This is a genomic window from Mesorhizobium sp. M0587, from assembly GCF_040320945.1.
GTDB lineage: Bacteria > Pseudomonadota > Alphaproteobacteria > Rhizobiales > Rhizobiaceae > Mesorhizobium.
This window is the reverse complement of the sequence record NZ_JAMYQP010000001.1, coordinates 154,308-171,041: the sequence shown is the minus strand read 5'-3', so window position 1 is coordinate 171,041 and position 16,734 is coordinate 154,308. Positions and strand designations below refer to the sequence as shown.

General features: G+C 63.8%; 16 protein-coding genes. 9 read left to right on the top strand and 7 right to left on the bottom strand.

The window, feature by feature from the left end; all coding sequences use genetic code 11:
* Positions 1-7 precede the first annotated feature (7 nt).
* The 3 genes from NKI49_RS00840 to NKI49_RS00830 form a co-directional block, all read right to left on the bottom strand.
* Positions 8-1,213, bottom strand: coding sequence for an FAD-binding protein (locus NKI49_RS00840; RefSeq protein ID WP_352598213.1), 1,206 nt, complete (start codon positions 1,211-1,213; stop codon positions 8-10).
* Between the two features lie 295 nt (positions 1,214-1,508).
* On the bottom strand, positions 1,509-3,005 hold the full coding sequence (locus NKI49_RS00835; RefSeq protein WP_352598215.1) for an FAD-linked oxidase C-terminal domain-containing protein: 1,497 nt from the start codon (positions 3,003-3,005) through the stop codon (positions 1,509-1,511).
* Between the two features lie 171 nt (positions 3,006-3,176).
* Positions 3,177-4,499 carry a DUF3422 family protein gene (locus NKI49_RS00830; protein ID WP_352598216.1) on the bottom strand — a complete coding sequence of 441 codons (1,323 nt, stop codon included), beginning with the start codon at positions 4,497-4,499 and terminating at the stop codon, positions 3,177-3,179.
* A 208-nt stretch (positions 4,500-4,707) separates the two neighbouring features.
* On the opposite strand from NKI49_RS00830, the gene NKI49_RS00825 reads away from it, so the two are divergent.
* Genes NKI49_RS00825 through NKI49_RS00815 form a run of 3 tightly spaced genes read left to right on the top strand, consistent with a single transcriptional unit; the run spans position 4,708 to position 7,481 of the window.
* The gene (locus NKI49_RS00825) at positions 4,708-5,511 is read left to right on the top strand and encodes a FadR/GntR family transcriptional regulator (protein WP_352598217.1); all 804 of its coding nucleotides are present in this window, start codon (positions 4,708-4,710) and stop codon (positions 5,509-5,511) included.
* 22 nt (positions 5,512-5,533) lie between these two features.
* Entirely contained in the window at positions 5,534-6,670 is a 1,137-nt protein-coding gene (locus NKI49_RS00820) for an alpha-hydroxy acid oxidase (RefSeq protein WP_352598218.1), read from the top strand.
* A gap of 37 nt (positions 6,671-6,707) precedes the next feature.
* The gene (locus NKI49_RS00815) at positions 6,708-7,481 is read left to right on the top strand and encodes a metallophosphoesterase (RefSeq protein WP_352598219.1); all 774 of its coding nucleotides are present in this window, start codon (positions 6,708-6,710) and stop codon (positions 7,479-7,481) included.
* Positions 7,482-7,651: 170 nt separating this feature from the next.
* On the opposite strand, the gene NKI49_RS00810 is transcribed toward NKI49_RS00815, so the two are convergent.
* Both NKI49_RS00810 and NKI49_RS00805 read right to left on the bottom strand, forming a co-directional pair.
* Entirely contained in the window at positions 7,652-7,783 is a 132-nt protein-coding gene (locus NKI49_RS00810) for a hypothetical protein (RefSeq protein WP_280801316.1), read from the bottom strand.
* Positions 7,784-8,079: 296 nt separating this feature from the next.
* On the bottom strand, positions 8,080-8,778 hold the full coding sequence (locus NKI49_RS00805) for a type 1 glutamine amidotransferase (RefSeq protein WP_352598337.1): 699 nt from the start codon (positions 8,776-8,778) through the stop codon (positions 8,080-8,082).
* A gap of 87 nt (positions 8,779-8,865) precedes the next feature.
* Here NKI49_RS00805 and NKI49_RS00800 point away from each other — a divergent pair, with 87 nt between their 5' ends.
* Positions 8,866-9,501 carry a hypothetical protein gene (locus tag NKI49_RS00800; protein ID WP_352598220.1) on the top strand — a complete coding sequence of 212 codons (636 nt, stop codon included), beginning with the start codon at positions 8,866-8,868 and terminating at the stop codon, positions 9,499-9,501.
* 8 nt (positions 9,502-9,509) lie between these two features.
* Here NKI49_RS00800 and NKI49_RS00795 read toward each other — a convergent pair whose 3' ends face one another.
* Positions 9,510-9,905 (bottom strand): GFA family protein, encoded by a 396-nt coding sequence (locus tag NKI49_RS00795; RefSeq protein WP_352598221.1) that lies wholly within the window; start codon positions 9,903-9,905, stop codon positions 9,510-9,512.
* A 143-nt stretch (positions 9,906-10,048) separates the two neighbouring features.
* Between NKI49_RS00795 and NKI49_RS00790 the strand changes: the two genes are divergently transcribed.
* The 3 genes from NKI49_RS00790 to NKI49_RS00780 all read left to right on the top strand — a co-directional run bounded on the left by NKI49_RS00790 (position 10,049) and on the right by NKI49_RS00780 (position 13,427).
* Entirely contained in the window at positions 10,049-10,783 is a 735-nt protein-coding gene (locus tag NKI49_RS00790; protein ID WP_352598338.1) for a 16S rRNA (uracil(1498)-N(3))-methyltransferase, read from the top strand.
* Positions 10,784-10,929: 146 nt separating this feature from the next.
* Complete coding sequence (locus NKI49_RS00785) at positions 10,930-12,303, top strand: glutamate--cysteine ligase (protein WP_352598222.1); 1,374 nt, start codon at positions 10,930-10,932, stop codon at positions 12,301-12,303.
* A gap of 101 nt (positions 12,304-12,404) precedes the next feature.
* The gene (locus NKI49_RS00780) at positions 12,405-13,427 is read left to right on the top strand and encodes a DUF937 domain-containing protein (RefSeq protein WP_352598223.1); all 1,023 of its coding nucleotides are present in this window, start codon (positions 12,405-12,407) and stop codon (positions 13,425-13,427) included.
* Positions 13,428-13,593: 166 nt separating this feature from the next.
* On the opposite strand, the gene NKI49_RS00775 is transcribed toward NKI49_RS00780, so the two are convergent.
* On the bottom strand, positions 13,594-13,884 hold the full coding sequence (locus NKI49_RS00775; RefSeq protein ID WP_352598224.1) for a DUF1127 domain-containing protein: 291 nt from the start codon (positions 13,882-13,884) through the stop codon (positions 13,594-13,596).
* Between the two features lie 179 nt (positions 13,885-14,063).
* Between NKI49_RS00775 and NKI49_RS00770 the strand changes: the two genes are divergently transcribed.
* Together NKI49_RS00770 and xseA are read left to right on the top strand one after the other, a co-directional pair.
* Positions 14,064-15,020: a LysR substrate-binding domain-containing protein gene (locus NKI49_RS00770; RefSeq protein WP_352598225.1), complete on the top strand. Its 957-nt coding sequence runs from the start codon at positions 14,064-14,066 to the stop codon at positions 15,018-15,020.
* Positions 15,021-15,102: 82 nt separating this feature from the next.
* The gene (gene xseA / locus NKI49_RS00765) at positions 15,103-16,734 is read left to right on the top strand and encodes an exodeoxyribonuclease VII large subunit (RefSeq protein ID WP_352598226.1); all 1,632 of its coding nucleotides are present in this window, start codon (positions 15,103-15,105) and stop codon (positions 16,732-16,734) included.

Genomic DNA, 16,734 nt, shown 5'->3' with positions numbered 1-16,734 from the left:
TCTAGTCCTAGGCCATGCGGCCGGGATTGAGGATGTTCCTGGGGTCGAATTCCTGCTTCAGGCGCTGGCTGAGCGCTGCCTGCGCCGAAGCCTGCGGCTCGAATACCGGCAGGGCGGCGCGATGGGAGGGTGCGGCGCGCACCAGCGTCGCATGGCCGCCGCCATGTTTGCGCAGCAGCCCACGCAGCAAAGCGGCTTCCGGATCACCCTCCTCCATGCGCAACCACACCAGCCCGCCCTGCCAGTCATAGAAGGCGCTGACCGCAGCCTGCATGCGCAGGGTCAGGACCATCTGATGGCTCTCTCCCGGCGTCATCGAGACGCGCCAGACCGGTTTTTGACTGCCGTCGGCGAAAGGCCTGCAATCGCGGATATCACGCCAGATTATCCGTGATGCCGCGCCGGAAATCTCCTCCAGCGGCCCGGCATTGCCGAGCAGCGTTTTCAACGCGGCGACGCGATAGGCGACGGACGGGCCAAAACCTTCGACGCGCAGCAGCGTGGCGGCATCGCCGCCGAGCGCGCCGCCGGCGACGCGCGCGGCGATCCGCTCCGGCAGATGGGCGGCGCTCGACACTTCCGCGCTGGAGCCGAGCGCCAGCGCCATGGCGCCGGCGGCCGCATCGTCGAGCAGGCCACGGATGGCGAGCGTGACTTCGGTCTCGGCCGCGGGCAGCACCTTGAACGTGACGTCGGTGAACACGGCCAGCGTGCCCCAGCTGTTGGCCATCAGTTTCGACAGATCATAACCGGTCACATTCTTGACCACACGGCCGCCGGACTTGAAGGCCTCGCCCCGCCCGGACACGACATTGATACCCAGAACATGGTCGCGCGCAGCACCCGCCTTCAGCCTGCGCGGACCGGAAAGGTTGGCGGCGAGCACGCCGCCGATCGTGCCTTTGCCCGGCTCGCCGCCGAGCAGCGGACCGTAGTCCATCGGTTCGAAGGCGAGTTGCTGGCCGTTTTCCGCCAGCAGCTTTTCGATGTCGGCAAGCGGCGTGCCGGCCTTCGCCGACAGAACCAGTTCGGCGGGCTCATAGAGCGTCACGCCGGTGAGTTTCGAAAGGTCGAGCGTGTGTTCGGTCTGCAGCGGACGGCCTATGCCGCGCTTGGAACCATGGCCAAGGGTTTCCAGCGGCGAGCCTTCCGCAACCGCCCAGGCGATTGTGGAGAGGACTTCGTCTGATGTGGTGGGGGTGAACGTGGTCATGTTCGCGCCCAGTTCCTCGCCCCCGCAAAGCGGGGGAGAGGTGGCTCGGGCGAAGCCCGAGACGGAGAGGGGGCAAAGCTGGCGCTGATTACTAGTGCGGGAACGCCGCGATCCTTCGCGCCCCCCTCTGTCCTGCCGGACATCTCCCCCTCGAGGGGGGAGATTGGCAGCTTCGTCGCTTCGCTCCTCCGCCAACGCTGGAGATTGGCGAAACCCGGCGCGGCATCCAATCTCCCCCCTTGAGGGGGAGATGTCCGGCAGGACAGAGGGGGGCGTTCAGGCGCTGACATAACCGTCAAAACCTCGGAATGTCCGGAAACGCCAACTCTCCCCGATGCACATGCATGCGCCCCAGTTCCGCGCAGCGGCGCAGTTGCGGAAAGACCTTGCCTGGATTGAGCAGATGGTTGGGGTCGAAGGCGCATTTGACGCGCATTTGCTGGTCGAGATCGAGCTGACTGAACATTTCCGGCATCAGGTCGCGCTTTTCGACACCGACGCCATGTTCGCCGGTCAGCACGCCACCGACCTTGACGCAGAGCCGCAATATGTCGGCACCGAAGCTTTCGGCTTTGTCGAGTTCGCCCGGCACGTTGGCATCGTAGAGGATCAGCGGATGCAGATTGCCGTCGCCGGCGTGAAAGACATTGGCGACGCCGAGACCATATTTCTCCGACAGCTCGCGCATGCCAGCCAGCACGCGTGGCAGTTCCTTGCGTGGGATGGTGCCGTCCATACAGTAATAATCGGGCGAGATGCGGCCGACCGCAGGGAACGCCGCCTTGCGGCCGGCCCAGAAGCTCAGCCGTTCCTGCTCCGATTGCGATATGCGGCACGTGGTCGAGCCGTTGCGGATGGCGATCGCCTCGACCGCGGTGATGAGATGGTCGACCTCGACGCCCGGACCGTCGAGTTCGACGATCAGCAGCGCTTCGACATCAAGGGGATAGCCGGCATGGACGAAATCTTCCGCCGCGTGGATCGCCGGCCGGTCCATCATCTCCATGCCGCCCGGAATGATGCCGGCGCCGATAATGTCGGCCACGCACTGGCCGGCCTGCTCGCTGGTCGGGAAGCCTATCAATAGCGCACGGGCGGTCTCCGGCTTCTTCAGGATGCGCACGGTGACCTCGGTGACGACGCCGAGCAGCCCTTCCGAACCGGTCATGACGCCGAGCAGATCATAACCTTCCGCGTCGAGATGAGAGCCGCCGAGCCGCACCACCTCGCCATTCATCAGCACCATCTCAATGCCGAGCACATTGTTGGCGGTAAGGCCATATTTCAGGCAGTGCACGCCGCCGGAATTCTCCGCGACATTGCCGCCGATCGAGCAGGCGATCTGGGAGGATGGATCGGGGGCGTAATAAAAACCCTCCTGCTCGACGGCGGTGGTGATGCCGAGATTGGTGACGCCTGGCTGGGCGACGACGACGCGATTGGGGAAATCGATCTTGAGAATGCGGTTGAAGCGGCTCATGACCAGCAGCACCGCGTCTTCCAGCGGCAATGCGCCGCCGGACAGCGAAGTGCCTGAGCCGCGCGGCACGACGCGGATGTTGCGGTCGTTGCAATATTTCAGCACCCGGGAAACCTGCGCCACCGTCTCGGGCAGCACCACCACCAACGGCAATTGCCGGTAAGCGGTCAGGCCATCGCTCTCGAAGGCCCGCATGGCGTTCGCCGCGTCGACGACGCCCTCGCCCGGCACGATGATGCGCATGTCGGCGACGATCTCGTCGCGCCGGCGCATCGTGGCGTCGTCTGGTTTCGGCATGGCAAGGCCGGACATCAGCAGCCTCGTTTCGCTTGACTGGTCAAAATCTTTTACCAGTGACGTGCGGCGGTTGCAAATCCTGCGGCGATGGCGGCGACGAGCCGAATTGGTCCTGGCTTCCGCAGCGGCAATCTGCCGCTATTCACCCTCCCCTTGTGGCCCCTTGTGGGGAGGGTAAAGGCGCGCCTACTCGCCCGGATGTTTCGCCGGCTCGGAGTGCATCCGGCGCACGCGGCGCACGCCCCACCAGACCAGCAGGATGGCGGCCGGTACCGAAGCGGCGGTGACGACTTCCGGCGCGAAGGCGTGGCCGAAGATCGAGGCGCCTTTGGCGACGTAGCCGATGAGGCCGACCACATAGTAGGAAACGGCAGCGACCGAGAGGCCTTCGACGGTCTGCTGCAGACGCAGTTGCAGGCGGGCACGGTTGTTCATCGAGGCGAGCAGGTCGCGGTTCTGCTTCTCGACCTCGACATCGACCCAGGTGCGCAGCAGCGTCGTGGTGCGGGTCAGTTTTCGCGACAGATTGGCCTGGCGCTCCTCGACCGAGCGGCAGGTGCGCATGGCCGGCGCTACGCGTCGCTGCAGGAACCCGCCCCAGGTATCGTAGCCGGGCACGGCTTCTTCCTCGAGCGCTTCCAGCCGCTCGCCGACGATGCCGTCATAGGCACGGCTGGCGCCGAAGCGGTAAAGGCTTGAGGCCGCGTCCGCTTCCAGCTCTGCGGCGAGTTCGGTAAGGTCGGCAAGCAAGGTCTGGCTGTCGCGGGTCTCGGCGACCTTCATCTCCAGCGTGGTCTGCGCCAGCCTGTCCTCGATGCGGCGGGCACGGCCGGACAAGGTCAGCGCCAGCGGCAGGCCAAGCATGGCGAGGGTGCGGTAGGTTTCGATGTCGATCAGCCGCTGCGACAGTGCGCCGGTGCGCGCCGGCGTCAGGCCGCGATCGAGCAGCAGCATGCGGGTCATGCCGTCGCCGTCCTGGCGGAAGTCGGTGACGATTGCGGCGTTGCCGCGCTCGACAAGCGAGTAGCAAAGGCTGGTCGGATCGAAGCCGGCAATCAGCCTCTCGCTGACCTGCGTCCATTTGCGGATTTCGAGCCTGATGCCCGAGATTACGGCGCCTGGCGGGGAAAAACCGTTGCCGAAGGGCGAGTCTTCTTGCGTCCTGCCGCTTTCGGAGAGCGGGCCCTCCCACAGATAGGTCGAAAATTCCGTATGCCGCTCCCAGCGCAGCGAGCCCTTGCCCCATTTCATCGCGTGGTGGCGGGCCTGGCGGTCAGGCGCGGCGATGCCGAGACGCCGTGACAGTTCGGAGAGCACGGCCATGTCGACGCCGGAACCGCCTTCGGTCATGAAGGCGAGTTGCACCAGGACGCGCGGCTTTTCGATCAGCGGATGCGGCCGGGCATGGACCTCCCCCAGTGCGCCGGGCCGCCCCTCATGCGCGGGAAAACCCATGACGCTGCCCTTGGAGCGCGGCTGGAACTCGAGATTGGACGGGTCGTCTGACACGGCTTGTTCCCCGGGTTTCTCTGAACCCTCTTACATTGCGTCGCTCTAGGGCCAATCGACAGATGACGCAAACAGCAAAGTTTAGCCGAAGACGATATGGCGTCTCGCGGCAAACCGACACAGCTCGATCAATTGGATAAATAATTTGACCAGTTGGCGACCCCGGCTTTATCCTGCGCGACACCAGTTCACCCTTCCAGGCACTCTGTTGAGCGACATTTTCTCCAGGATAGAGCATTCGCGCACCGCCGACGAGGTGGTGCAGCAGATCGAGGGCCTCGTCCTCGAAGGCGTGCTGCGCACCGGCGACCGATTGCCGGGCGAACGCGAGCTTGCACGCCAGTTCGAGGTGTCGCGCCCGATCCTGCGCGATGCGCTGAAGGCTCTGGAAGGGCGCGGTCTGCTGACGACACGGCCAGGTGGCGGCACGCACGTCGCCGACATCATCGGACAGTTATTCACCAAACCGGTGGCGGATTTGATCACGACGCACCGTAAGGCGGTGGCCGACTATCTGGAATACCGCCGTGAGATCGAAGGCGTGGCGGCCGAATATGCGGCGCGGCGCGCGACGCCGGAAGATCTGGCCCTGCTCGACCGCATCATGGCGCGCATGGACGAGGCACACCGCTCCGGCGATTTCGACGACGAGGCCGAGATCGACATCGAATTCCATCACGCGATCTGCGAATGCGCGCACAATATCCTGCTCCTGCACACGCTGCGCTCCTGTTACCGGCTGCTGTCGGAAGGCGTGTTCCAGAACCGTCTGCTGGTGTTCACCGTGCCCGGCGCGCGCGAGGCGCTGCTTGCGCAGCACAAGGCGATCCACGCGGCGGTGAAGGCCGGCGACCCGGTCGCCGCCCGGCAAGCCGCGATGGACCACATGATCTATGTCGAGCGCTCGATGGCCGAAGCCGAGCGCAGCGGCGACTGGCAGCGCGTGTCGCGGTTGCGGCTCAGGCAGCGCTCGGAAGCCGGCGAGATCGAACCCACACGCAGACGCTCCTAGAATTGAATATGCGGGGACCAGCATGAGCGACATTCTCACCATCGCCGACCTCAAGGCCCTCGCGCGCCGGCGCGTGCCGAGGATGTTCTTCGACTATGCCGACTCAGGCGCATGGACCGAGAGCACCTATCGGGCTAACGAGGAAGACTTCCAGAAGATCAAGTTTCGCCAGCGCGTGCTGGTCGACATGAGCAACCGCTCGCTGGAATCGACCATGGTCGGCCAGACGGTGGCGATGCCGGTGGCCCTGGCGCCGACCGGCCTGACCGGCATGCAGCATGCCGATGGCGAGATGCTGGCGGCGCAAGCGGCAGAGGAATTCGGCGTGCCGTTCACCTTGTCGACGATGAGCATCTGCTCGATCGAGGATGTCGCCTCGGTGACCAAGAAGCCGTTCTGGTTCCAGCTGTACGTGCTGCGCGACAAGGATTTCGTGCTCGATCTGATCGACCGGGCGAAGGCGGCGAAGTGCTCTGCGCTGGTGCTGACGCTGGATCTGCAGGTCCTCGGACAGCGTCACAAGGACATCCGTAACGGGCTTTCGGCGCCACCCAGGATGACGTTGGCCAACCTTGTCGACATGGCCATCCGGCCGCGTTGGTGCCTCGGCATGGCCGGCACGCCGCGCCGCACCTTCCGCAACATAGTCGGGCACGCCAAGGGCGTGGGCAATGTTGCCTCGCTGTCCTCATGGACGGCGGAACAGTTCGATCCGCAACTGTCGTGGAAGGATGTCGCCTGGATCAAGGAGCGCTGGGGCGGCAAGCTGATCCTGAAAGGGATCCTCGACAAGGAGGACGCGCTGATGGCAGCCGACACCGGCGCCGATGCGATCGTCGTTTCCAACCATGGCGGGCGCCAGCTCGACGGCGCGTCGTCTTCGATCATGGCGCTGGAGGAAATCGCCGATGCGGTCGGCGACAGGATCGAAGTGCATATGGACGGCGGCATCCGCTCCGGCCAGGATGTGCTCAAGGCGCTCTGCCTCGGCGCCAAGGGCACCTATATCGGCCGACCATTTCTCTATGGCCTGGGTGCGCTCGGCAAGGAAGGGGTTACCAAGGCATTGGAAATCATCCGCAAGGAGATGGACATCACGCTGGCGCTGTGCGGAAAGCGTCTGGTCACCGACATGGGCAAGGACCAGCTCCGGCGATAGGGTCCGTGACATACTGACCACGGAGACAAGCGAAAAGTTGGCGGAACCCGGCATTCATTTTCTGGACGCACGCGGCCCGGACGGCATGCGTCTCTACGCGATCGGCGATGTGCATGGGCGGCTCGATTTGCTGGTTGCCATGCACAACCAGATCAAGGCCGAGATCGAGCGGGATCTCGTCGCGGACTGGCGCGTCATCCACCTCGGCGACTATGTCGACCGCGGACCGGACTCCAAGGGTGTCATCGATTTCCTGATCGAGGCGAAAGCGCGTGATCGGCGCCATCTGATGCTGGCCGGCAATCACGACATCGGCTTTCTCGATTTTCTGAAAACTCCCGACCCGGAAGGGCTTTTCATCCGCTTTGGCGGCATCCAGACGGCGCAGTCCTATGGGGTGGCGATCAGTGAAGGAACCAGCGTGTGGTTCGGCAGGGCCGAGACGGCGGTGCGCAAGGGCCACCAGGCCCTGCTCGAAGCCGTGCCGCAGGGCCACGTCGATTTTCTGCGATCGCTGCGGTTCTCAGCGACTTTCGGCGATTTCTTTTTCTGCCATGCCGGCATCCGGCCCGGCGTTGCGCTGGAACGGCAGAACCTACAGGACCTGACCTGGATCCGCGATGTTTTTCACGATCACACGGGTCTCTATGCGAAAATCATCGTGCATGGCCACACACCGGTGCCGGAGGCGGAAGTGATGGCCAACCGCGTCAATGTCGACACGCTCGCCTGGCAGTCAGGCATGCTGACCGCGCTCGTCGTCGACGGCACGGACAAACGGATCTTGACGATGACCATAAAGGAGGCTTGAGCGCCCCGGTCCGTTGAGCGTCCTGCGCCGAGGACGCGAAGGCGTTTCGGATTCCAGGGCGGTTCACCGTTTCACGGAAACCGCCCTATTTTTTGTTTTTACGCAATTCCGTAGAGAAAGCGCTTCGCGCGTTCCCGGGAAAACCGTTTCACGCTTTTCCTTGAATTGCTCTAGCGTAGCGAGGCGGTGACGCCGTAACCGTCAACGGCATTATGGTTGTTGGCGGCGTCGGCGGCATAGATGCCCAGACCGCAAACTACGATGGCGGACAGCATGGCAAAGGACAGAAGCGCTGCTTTCACGGAAGTCATCTCTTGTTGAGCTTTCTGCATCTGGGCACGAGGCGGTTACCAATGCGTTGAAACGAAAAATTCGTTTCAAAGTTTTGGCGTTTTCGCGCTTCTAGGCATGTTCTGTATCGGCGGTGTGTCGCACGGGTCACACAAAAGGTTCATCCCGGTTGCACAGCCGATCGATAACGCGCGCCTTCTAGGATGGCGGGCGGACACAAGCCAAGGATGAATGATGTTGTCCCCAGGCGGATTCACCGCCGCGTGCCAATTATGTCACGCCATGAAGGGACGTAGCCGCACAGCGCCTAGATCGTCGCCACCCATGCGCGGGCGATGGCCAGACCGGCAGCATCGGCACCCGGGCCGTTGCGGGCCATTTCGCCGTCGAGCTTGCCGGCCCAGTCGGGGTGGCGCGCTGCAATGGTCGGTGCAAAGGACGAACTCCAGTCCTTCACCATCGGCCGATCGGCCTCGAAATGGAACTGGAAGCCATAGACGGCGCGGCCGACGCGAAACGCCTGGTTCTCGGCGATATCATTGCCGGCGAGCCGAACGGCGCTTTCAGGCAGCACAAACGTGTCGTCATGCCATTGGAAGATGGGAAACTCTTCCGGAAGCAAGGCCAGCACCGGATCGGCCTTGGCGTCCGGCGTCAGCGACACGCCGCACCAGCCGAATTCGTTGGCGCCACCGATGCGGTTCTCGCCGCCGAAGGCGCGGGCGACAAGCTGGCTGCCGAGGCAGATGCCGAGCACGGCGCGGTCCTTGTCGGCGAAATCACGGGTCAGTTCGAGCAGCGCCGGGAAATAAGGATACTCATCGTCGGCCAGCGCATTCTGGCCGCCGCCGAGCACCACCATGGCATCGTGCCCGGTCGCGTCATCCGGCAGAGGATCCCCCTTGTAGGGGAGACGCACATCGAGATCGGCTCCCGCTTCGGCAAGTGCCGCGCCGACCTGGCCGAGGCCGGTGTTGTCGTAGTTCTGGACCACCAGCACCCGCATCGCAAACCCTGCTGACATGAAAATGATGCGGCGAGCGATATCATGCGGCCGGCATTGCAGCCAAGATGCGAATCCTGGGAGAAAACTATGCCACTGCAAAACCGGGTCGATCCGTTCGGGGTCATCCACGCCGTGCCCGAGCGAGGAGTGTTCACCGGCAACCGCGGCATCATCCATGATCCCGAGACCAAGACGCTGTTGAAAAAACGCTGGGCGCTTCAGGCCTGGATCATCTGCGTCTGCCAGTTCCGTGATGTGCGGCGCGAGCCGATGGGCCGCAACCGGCCGGGAGGAAAAGCGGGCTGGACCGAGCTGTTCTTTCTCGACGAGGTGACGGCGCTGGCAGCGGGGCATCGTCCCTGCTTCTTTTGCCAGCGCGAACGGGCCAAGGACTTCGTCGGCCGCTTCGGCGAAGCCTTCGGCGTTGCCGAGCCGCGTGCCCCGCAGATCGACAAGCGGTTGCACAAAGAGCGGCTGGCATCGGGTGGGCGCGCAACCAGGCTCAGTCCTGGCACGCTTGCAGAGTTGCCGGATGGCACGATGATCTCATCGGACAAGAAGCCTTATGCGCTACGCGATGGTTGCGCGCTGCCCTGGAATTATGGCGGCTATCAAACGCCGATCAGCCTTACCAGTTCACGGCTGGCGGAGCCGTTCATGATCACTCCGCCGACAAGCGGCGCCGTGCTTCGAGCCGGATACAAGCCTTTCTGGGCCAGTTGAGGCCAACGTCATTTCAGGTCCGATTGCGGCACAATGGGCACCGCCGGCAATTCGTAGTAGTCGCCGGCGGATTCCGGGTACAATTGGCTTTGCATCTTAAGACCGGTCTTGCCGTCGATGGTCCCGGCCCAGACAGAAATGAATGGGCTATCAAAGCGACGCCAGAACAGGTTCCCGCCGCATACAGAACAGAAACCTCGCTCGGCGTGCTCCGACGACTGAAACCAGCGCAAGGTGTCGCCCGTGATGGTCGCACGTTTTTGGTCTATCTGGGTGGCGGCGGCGAAATGACCGCTGGCCTTTCTGCATTGATTGCAGTGACAGGCAACGATCGGGCGCAAATCGCCATGCAGTTCGTAGCGGACGGCGCCGCAGAGACAGCCGCCTCGTGTAATCCTGTTCATCAGAATGCCTCGCATTACTCCGCCACGCAGATTGCGCGATCATTCAACAAACCGGCATCGGTATTCCGACAGTGCCGCGTCGTCTTTGCTGCAGGCCGAGATGCGTGCTTGACGGAAGCGGCCGGCTCGCTCATTCCTCGGCCATGCGCGCCAATTACAAGATGCAACGTCTCTTCGTGCCAGACGACCTCGGACCGGATGTCGAGTTCGACGCCGGCCAGCAGCAGAGCCACTATCTTCTGCATGTGTTGCGGCTTGGCGAAGGCGCCGAAATCCTCGTGTTCAATGGCCGCGACGGCGAGTGGTCGGCGGCCATCGCGGCGAAATCGAAGAAAACGATCAGGCTCAAAGTGCGGACGCTGCAACGGCCGCAGCCGCCGCTGCCCGATCTCATCTATTGTTTCGCGCCGCTGAAACAGGGGCGGCTCGACTATCTCGTGCAGAAGGCGGTCGAGATGGGTGCCGGCGTCCTCCTGCCGGTCATCACCCAGCACACGCAGGTGACAAAACCTTCGATCGATCGCCTGCGTGCCAATGTCATCGAAGCCGCCGAACAATGCGGCATCCTGGCGGTGCCCGAAATGCGCGAAGCGGAGAAATTCGACCGCCTGCTGGCCGGCTGGGACAGAGAGCGACGGCTGATCTTCTGCGACGAGGACGCTTCGACCAACAATCCGCTGCCCGCGCTGCACGCGGTGAAAGACAGAAAGCTGGGCCTGCTGGTCGGACCGGAGGGCGGCTTCTCCGACGAGGAACGCAAGATGCTGCGCGCCCTGTCTTTCGTGACCGCCATTCCGCTTGGACCGCGTATCCTGCGCGCCGATACGGCAGCGGTGGCAGCCTTGGCGGTGATCCAGGCAACGTTGGGAGACTGGTGAGTGGTTTCCTTCTCCCTGGGCGAGAAGGAAATCACCGTCACATTCAATTCCCGTTGACTTGTGGCTCAGGATTTTTCGCTTGATCGGCTGCTGACATTTCGTCCATTTAGCGCCGGCGGTCGTCCGATCGCCTCTGAGGGCTAATTATGGCGCGCGACACAACCGATTTCCGGCCGATCGAAGACATCGACGAACTCGTCGCGCATCTGGCTGAAGGCAACAAGCCGCGCGACAAATGGCGCATCGGCACCGAGCACGAGAAATTCCCTTTCTTCGTCGATGGCAACGCGCCCGTGCCCTATGGCGGCGAGCGCGGAATCCGCGCCATCCTCGAAGGCATGCAGTCAAAGCTCGGCTGGGATCCGATCATGGATGCCGGCCGCATCATTGGCCTGGTCGAACCGACCGGCCAAGGTGCGATTTCGCTGGAGCCGGGTGGCCAGTTCGAGTTGTCCGGCGCGCCGCTGGAGACGATCCATCAGACCTGCCGGGAGGGCAATGCCCATCTGGCGCAGGTTCGCGAGATCGCCGAACCGATGGGCATCCGCTTCCTCGGCCTTGGCGGCAGTCCGAAGTGGTCGCTGGCCGAAACGCCGAAAATGCCCAAATCGCGCTACGAGATCATGACGCGCTACATGCCGAAAGTCGGCACCAAGGGCCTCGACATGATGTACCGCACCTGCACGATCCAGGTGAACCTCGACTTCGAGAGCGAAGCCGACATGCGCCGCAAGATGCAGGTGTCGCTGAAGCTGCAGCCGCTGTCGACGGCGTTGTTCGCCAACTCGCCCTTCACCGAGAGCCGGCCGAACGGCCTGCAGAGCTGGCGCGGCGACATCTGGCGCGACACCGACAACCGGCGTTCCGGCTTGCTCGAATTATGCTTCTCGCCCGAGTTCGGTTTCGCCGACTATGTCGAATGGGCGCTCGATGTGCCTATGTATTTCGTCATTCGGGACGGCCACTATCACGACATGACGCACATCACCTTCCGGGAGTTCATGGCGGGCGCTGCCCGCAATGAAATATCGGATGGGCTGCCGACGATGGGGGACTGGGCGAACCATCTCTCCACGCTGTTCCCGGATGTGCGGTTGAAACGGTTCCTCGAGATGCGTGGCGCCGACGGCGGCCCGTGGCGGCGCATCTGCGCGCTGCCGGCCTTCTGGGTCGGGCTGCTCTATGACGAGGCCGCGCTCGACGCGGCCGAGGCGCTGACCTCGAGCTGGACCTACAAGGAGGTGCTGGCGATGCGCGACGCCGTGCCGGAGCAAGGCATTTCAGCGCCATTGCGCAACACCACGCTGCGCGAAATAGCTCGCGACGTGCTGACCATTTCACGCATGGGACTCAAAAACCGCGGCAAGAAGAACCGCGACGGCTACGACGAGACCTCGTTCCTCAACACGCTCGACGAGGTCGTGGCGCGAGGCACCACCAGCGCCGAGGAAATGCTGTCGGCCTATCACACGCGCTGGGGCGGCTCGATCGAGCCGGTGTTCATGGAATATGCCTATTAACCCTGCGGCATCGCCTCGCCCGATTGATCGCCAAAAGCCGCTTCAATCGGCGGTGGAAAGGAACTAGGTTTCTCCGACGGGGATTTCCGGAGGAGAGACCAATGCCTTCCTTGTTCGATATGCTGGCGCAAGCCCAGAACGGCAATGGCATGCAAGCGCTTGCCCAACAATATGGGCTTTCGATGCAGCAGACGCAGTCGGCGGTGGAGGCGCTGCTGCCGGCGTTCTCGCAGGGATTGAAGCGCAACACCGCGGACCCCTATGGGCTCGGCGCCTTCATGACGGCGATGGCAAGCGGCCAGCATGCCAAGTATTTCGAGGATGCAAGCCGGGCCTTCTCGCCGCAAGGCGTCGACGAGGGCAACGGCATTCTGGGCCATCTGTTCGGCTCGAAGGATCTGTCGCGCGCCGTGGCCAGCCAGGCGGCGCAGGCAAGCGGCGTCAACCAGCAGATCCTGCAGCAGATGCTGCCCGCCATCGCCTCCATGGTCATGGGCGGACTGTTCAAGCAGACGACAAACCAGATGCAGGCCGCCGCCGGTTTTGGCGGCGCCGGCAACAATCCGCTCGGCGAGATCATCGACCAGATGATGCGGCAAGGGGGCATGCAGGCACCGGCACCCCAACAGCGGCAGGCTCCGCTGCCTCAGAATCCAATGGACAATCCGCTCGGCAAGGTCTTGCAGGACATGTTCAGCGGCGGGACGCCGCAGCCGCAAAGCCAGCCGCAGCCGTCACCCAATCCATATGGCGACAATCCGCTCGGCAAGGTTTTGCAGGACATGTTCGGCGGTGGCGCACCGCAGCAGCCGCAAGGCCAGGTGCGGCCGCAACCTCAACAGACGCAGAGCCCCTACGGCGACAATCCGCTGGGGAAAATTTTCGAGGAGATGCTGCGGCAAGGCGGCGGTGGTTTCGGAATGCCCGGCGGACAGCCGGCACCGCAACAGCCACAGGCGCCTCAGGCACCGCAGCCGCAGGCCAATCCGAACGGCCGGCCGAAGAATCCATTCGACGATCTGTTCGGCAAGATGTTCGAGACCGGCTCCCAGCAGCGCGACGATTACCAGAAGGGCGTCGAAACGATCTTCGACCAATTCAAGCGGGATATGGATCGGCGGTAGCGATCGAGCCAACGACCGGTCTTCGGCAAGCCAGGAAGAAAAGCCCGGTCCTGGGAGGACCGGGCAGGGTGCAGGCGGGCCGGCGGGGATCCGGCAGGGAGTGGGCCTGCAAATCGTCAGTCGTTTCGAACCTCAGAAAGGTTCAATGCGACCGAAACTCAAGCAATCAGGCTACCGTGCGGGCAAGATCCTCGATCGTCTCCACGCGATCGCTGGCGATTTCGCGCAGCATCGCCGTTGGGTCGCGGCCAAAGGGCACGTCGATGGCGACATGCAGGTCGGCGCGCGTCAGGCCGATATCGGCAAGCTCCGCATCCGACATCTCGCCGAGGCGATAGAAGGCGCGGCGGTTTTTCCAGGCGCGGTAGGCATCGGAGACGGTGTTTGCCACGCGCGTCGCAACGGCCGGACGCGAGGTGATGCGCGAGGTCTCGGTGGCGAAATCAAACGTGGTCATGGCAGTCTCCTTTGCGAGAAGAGCGGACAAGGCCTGGCGATCGGCGCTGGCTACAGCGACCGTTCCGGCTTCGATTCACATGCCTTTCATGTGGACACCAGCAATTTGCCATCAGCCGATTGATTAATCCAACGAATGTTTCTAATCTTTAATATCAACACCAGTGATGGATCACGCCGATGAAAGCGCCGCTCGATCTCGATCAGTTGCAGACCTTCATCTCGATCGCCGACACCGGCAGTTTCACCCGGGCAGCCGAGGAGGTGCACCGCACCCAGTCGGCGGTTTCGATGCAGATGCGCAGGCTGGAGGAACGGATCGGCAAGCCGCTGTTCGAGAAGGACGGGCGCACCAACCGATTGACGGAGGAAGGCGACAAGCTGCTTTCCTATGCGCGGCGGCTGCTCTACCTCAACCGTGAAACGCTGGCCGCATTCGACGACCGGCGGCTCGAAGGCACGATCCGCATCGGCACGCCCGACGATTACGCCGACCGTTTCCTGCCCGAGATCATGGCGCGGTTCACGCGTTCCAATCCGCGCGTCGAACTGACCGTCATCTGCGAGCCGACGCCGGGACTGGTGGAGCATATCAAACGCGGCAATCTCGATCTGGCGCTGGTGACGCACAATGACACGCGCGGCCAGTCGGAAGTGGTGCGGCGCGAACCGCTGCTGTGGGTCAGTTCGGCCAATCATGCGACGCATGAGCAGGAAACGCTGCCTATGGCTTTCGGCCGGCCGAATTGCATCTGGCGGCGCGCCGCGGTCGATGTACTGGACCAGCAGAACCGCGACTATCGCATCCTGTTCACCAGCTTCTCGGCCACCGTCATCACCGCCGCGGTGCTGTCGGGCCTGGCGATCTCGGTGCTGCCGGAATGCGCGCTGAGGCCCGGCATGCGGGTGCTGGGGGAAGCCGACGGCTTCGGCGCCCTGCCCGACTGCCGCATCGGCATCATGCGCGGCCAGACCTCGCGGCCGGAGATCGTCGACGCGCTGGCTCGCCACATTTCGGAGAGCCTCGACAACATCTCTGTACCGCTTGCCGAGGAGACGGGAACGTTCGATTTCGCGGCACTCGCCTTCACCAGGATGAAGCGAACCAAGCCGAACCAGATCCTGCCGGGCTGGTAGGAAGGTCAGGCACACCGGTCCTGGGCGCCTGGCCCGACACGGGCGCCTTGACGTGCGGCTCCAAGCATCCCCCAATCGGCCCATGAGCGAAGCAGCATCCGAATCACGCACCAACGCCACCGAATACACGGTGAGCGAGATCTCGGGTGCCTTGAAACGCACGGTCGAGGATGTTTTCGGCAATGTGCGCGTGCGCGGCGAAATTTCGGGCTATCGCGGACCGCATTCCTCCGGCCATGCCTATTTCGCCCTGAAGGACGACCGCGCCCGGCTGGACGCCGTGGTGTGGAAAGGCACGATGAGCCGGCTGAAGTTCCGCCCCGAGGAGGGGATGGAGGTGATCGCCACCGGCAAGCTCACCACTTATCCCGGCAAGTCCAATTACCAGATCGTCATCGACAATCTGGAGCCGGCCGGAGCCGGCGCGCTGATGGCGCTGCTGGAAGAACGCAAGCGCCGGCTGCAGGCCGAGGGTCTGTTCGACAGCGCCCGCAAGCAGTTGCTGCCTTTCATGCCGCGCGTCATCGGCGTCGTCACCTCGCCGACCGGGTCTGTGATCCGCGACATCATCCACCGCATCAAGGACCGTTTTCCGCTGCACGTGCTCGTCTGGCCCGTGCGCGTGCAGGGCGAGACGGCGAGCGCGGAAGTGACCAATGCCATCACTGGTTTCAACGCGCTGGAATGGGACGGACCTTTTCAACGCCCCGATCTTCTGATCGTGGCGCGCGGCGGCGGCAGCCTCGAAGACCTCTGGGCCTTCAATGACGAGGCGCTGGCCCGCGCCGTCGCCGCTTCAACCATTCCGGTGATCTCGGCCGTCGGCCACGAGACGGACTGGACCTTGATCGATCTCGTCGCGGATGTGCGTGCGCCGACACCGACGGGTGCCGCCGAAATCGCCGTGCCGGTGAAGGCCGATCTCGAAGCGACGCTTGCCAGCCTCGGCGCACGCCTCAAGGCAGCGGTCTTGCGCAATTTCGAACGCAAGCGGCAGGCCGCCCGGGCGGCTGCCCGCGCGCTCCCCTCGCCCGATCAATTGCTGGCGCTGCCGCGCCGGCATCTCGACGAAGCGACAAGCCGGCTCGGCCGCGGCCTGACCGTCTCGACCGAGCGCAAGCGGGCGCGGTTCTTCGCCGTAAAGCTGACACCGGCAATGCTGTCGCAGCGAATTGCCGAGGCACGGCGAACCAATGATAGCAATCTTTTGCGGGCACAAGGCGCGCTGCGTGCATTGACAAGGGCACGGCGTGCCGAATTGCGACGCGCGGCGGATCAGTTGCCAAAATGTGCGAAAGCGTCGCTGCTGCGGCACCGGCAACAATTGGCCTTGCTGCAGGGCCGCATCACGATCGAACCGGCAGCACGGCGGCAGCGCGTGCAGAGAGATCTGCTGACGGCCCTGACGCGGCGCGGCGGCCAGGCGGTGCTGGTCAGGCTGGAGCGTTTGCGCGGCCGCGTCGGCCAGGCCGACCGGCTGCTGGCCACGCTTTCACACAGGGCGGTTCTGGCGCGCGGTTTCGCCCTGGTGAAGGGCCCCGACGGGGGCGTCATCAAGCAGGCGGCTGACATAGCGTCAGGAATGGCGCTTTCGCTGGAATTCGCGGACGGCACCGCGGATGCGGTCGCGACCAGCGGCACGGCACGGCCGAAACAGGTCGCCAGGCCGGCGGGCAAGCCCAAAGAGCCCGGCAATCAGGGATCGCTGTTCTGA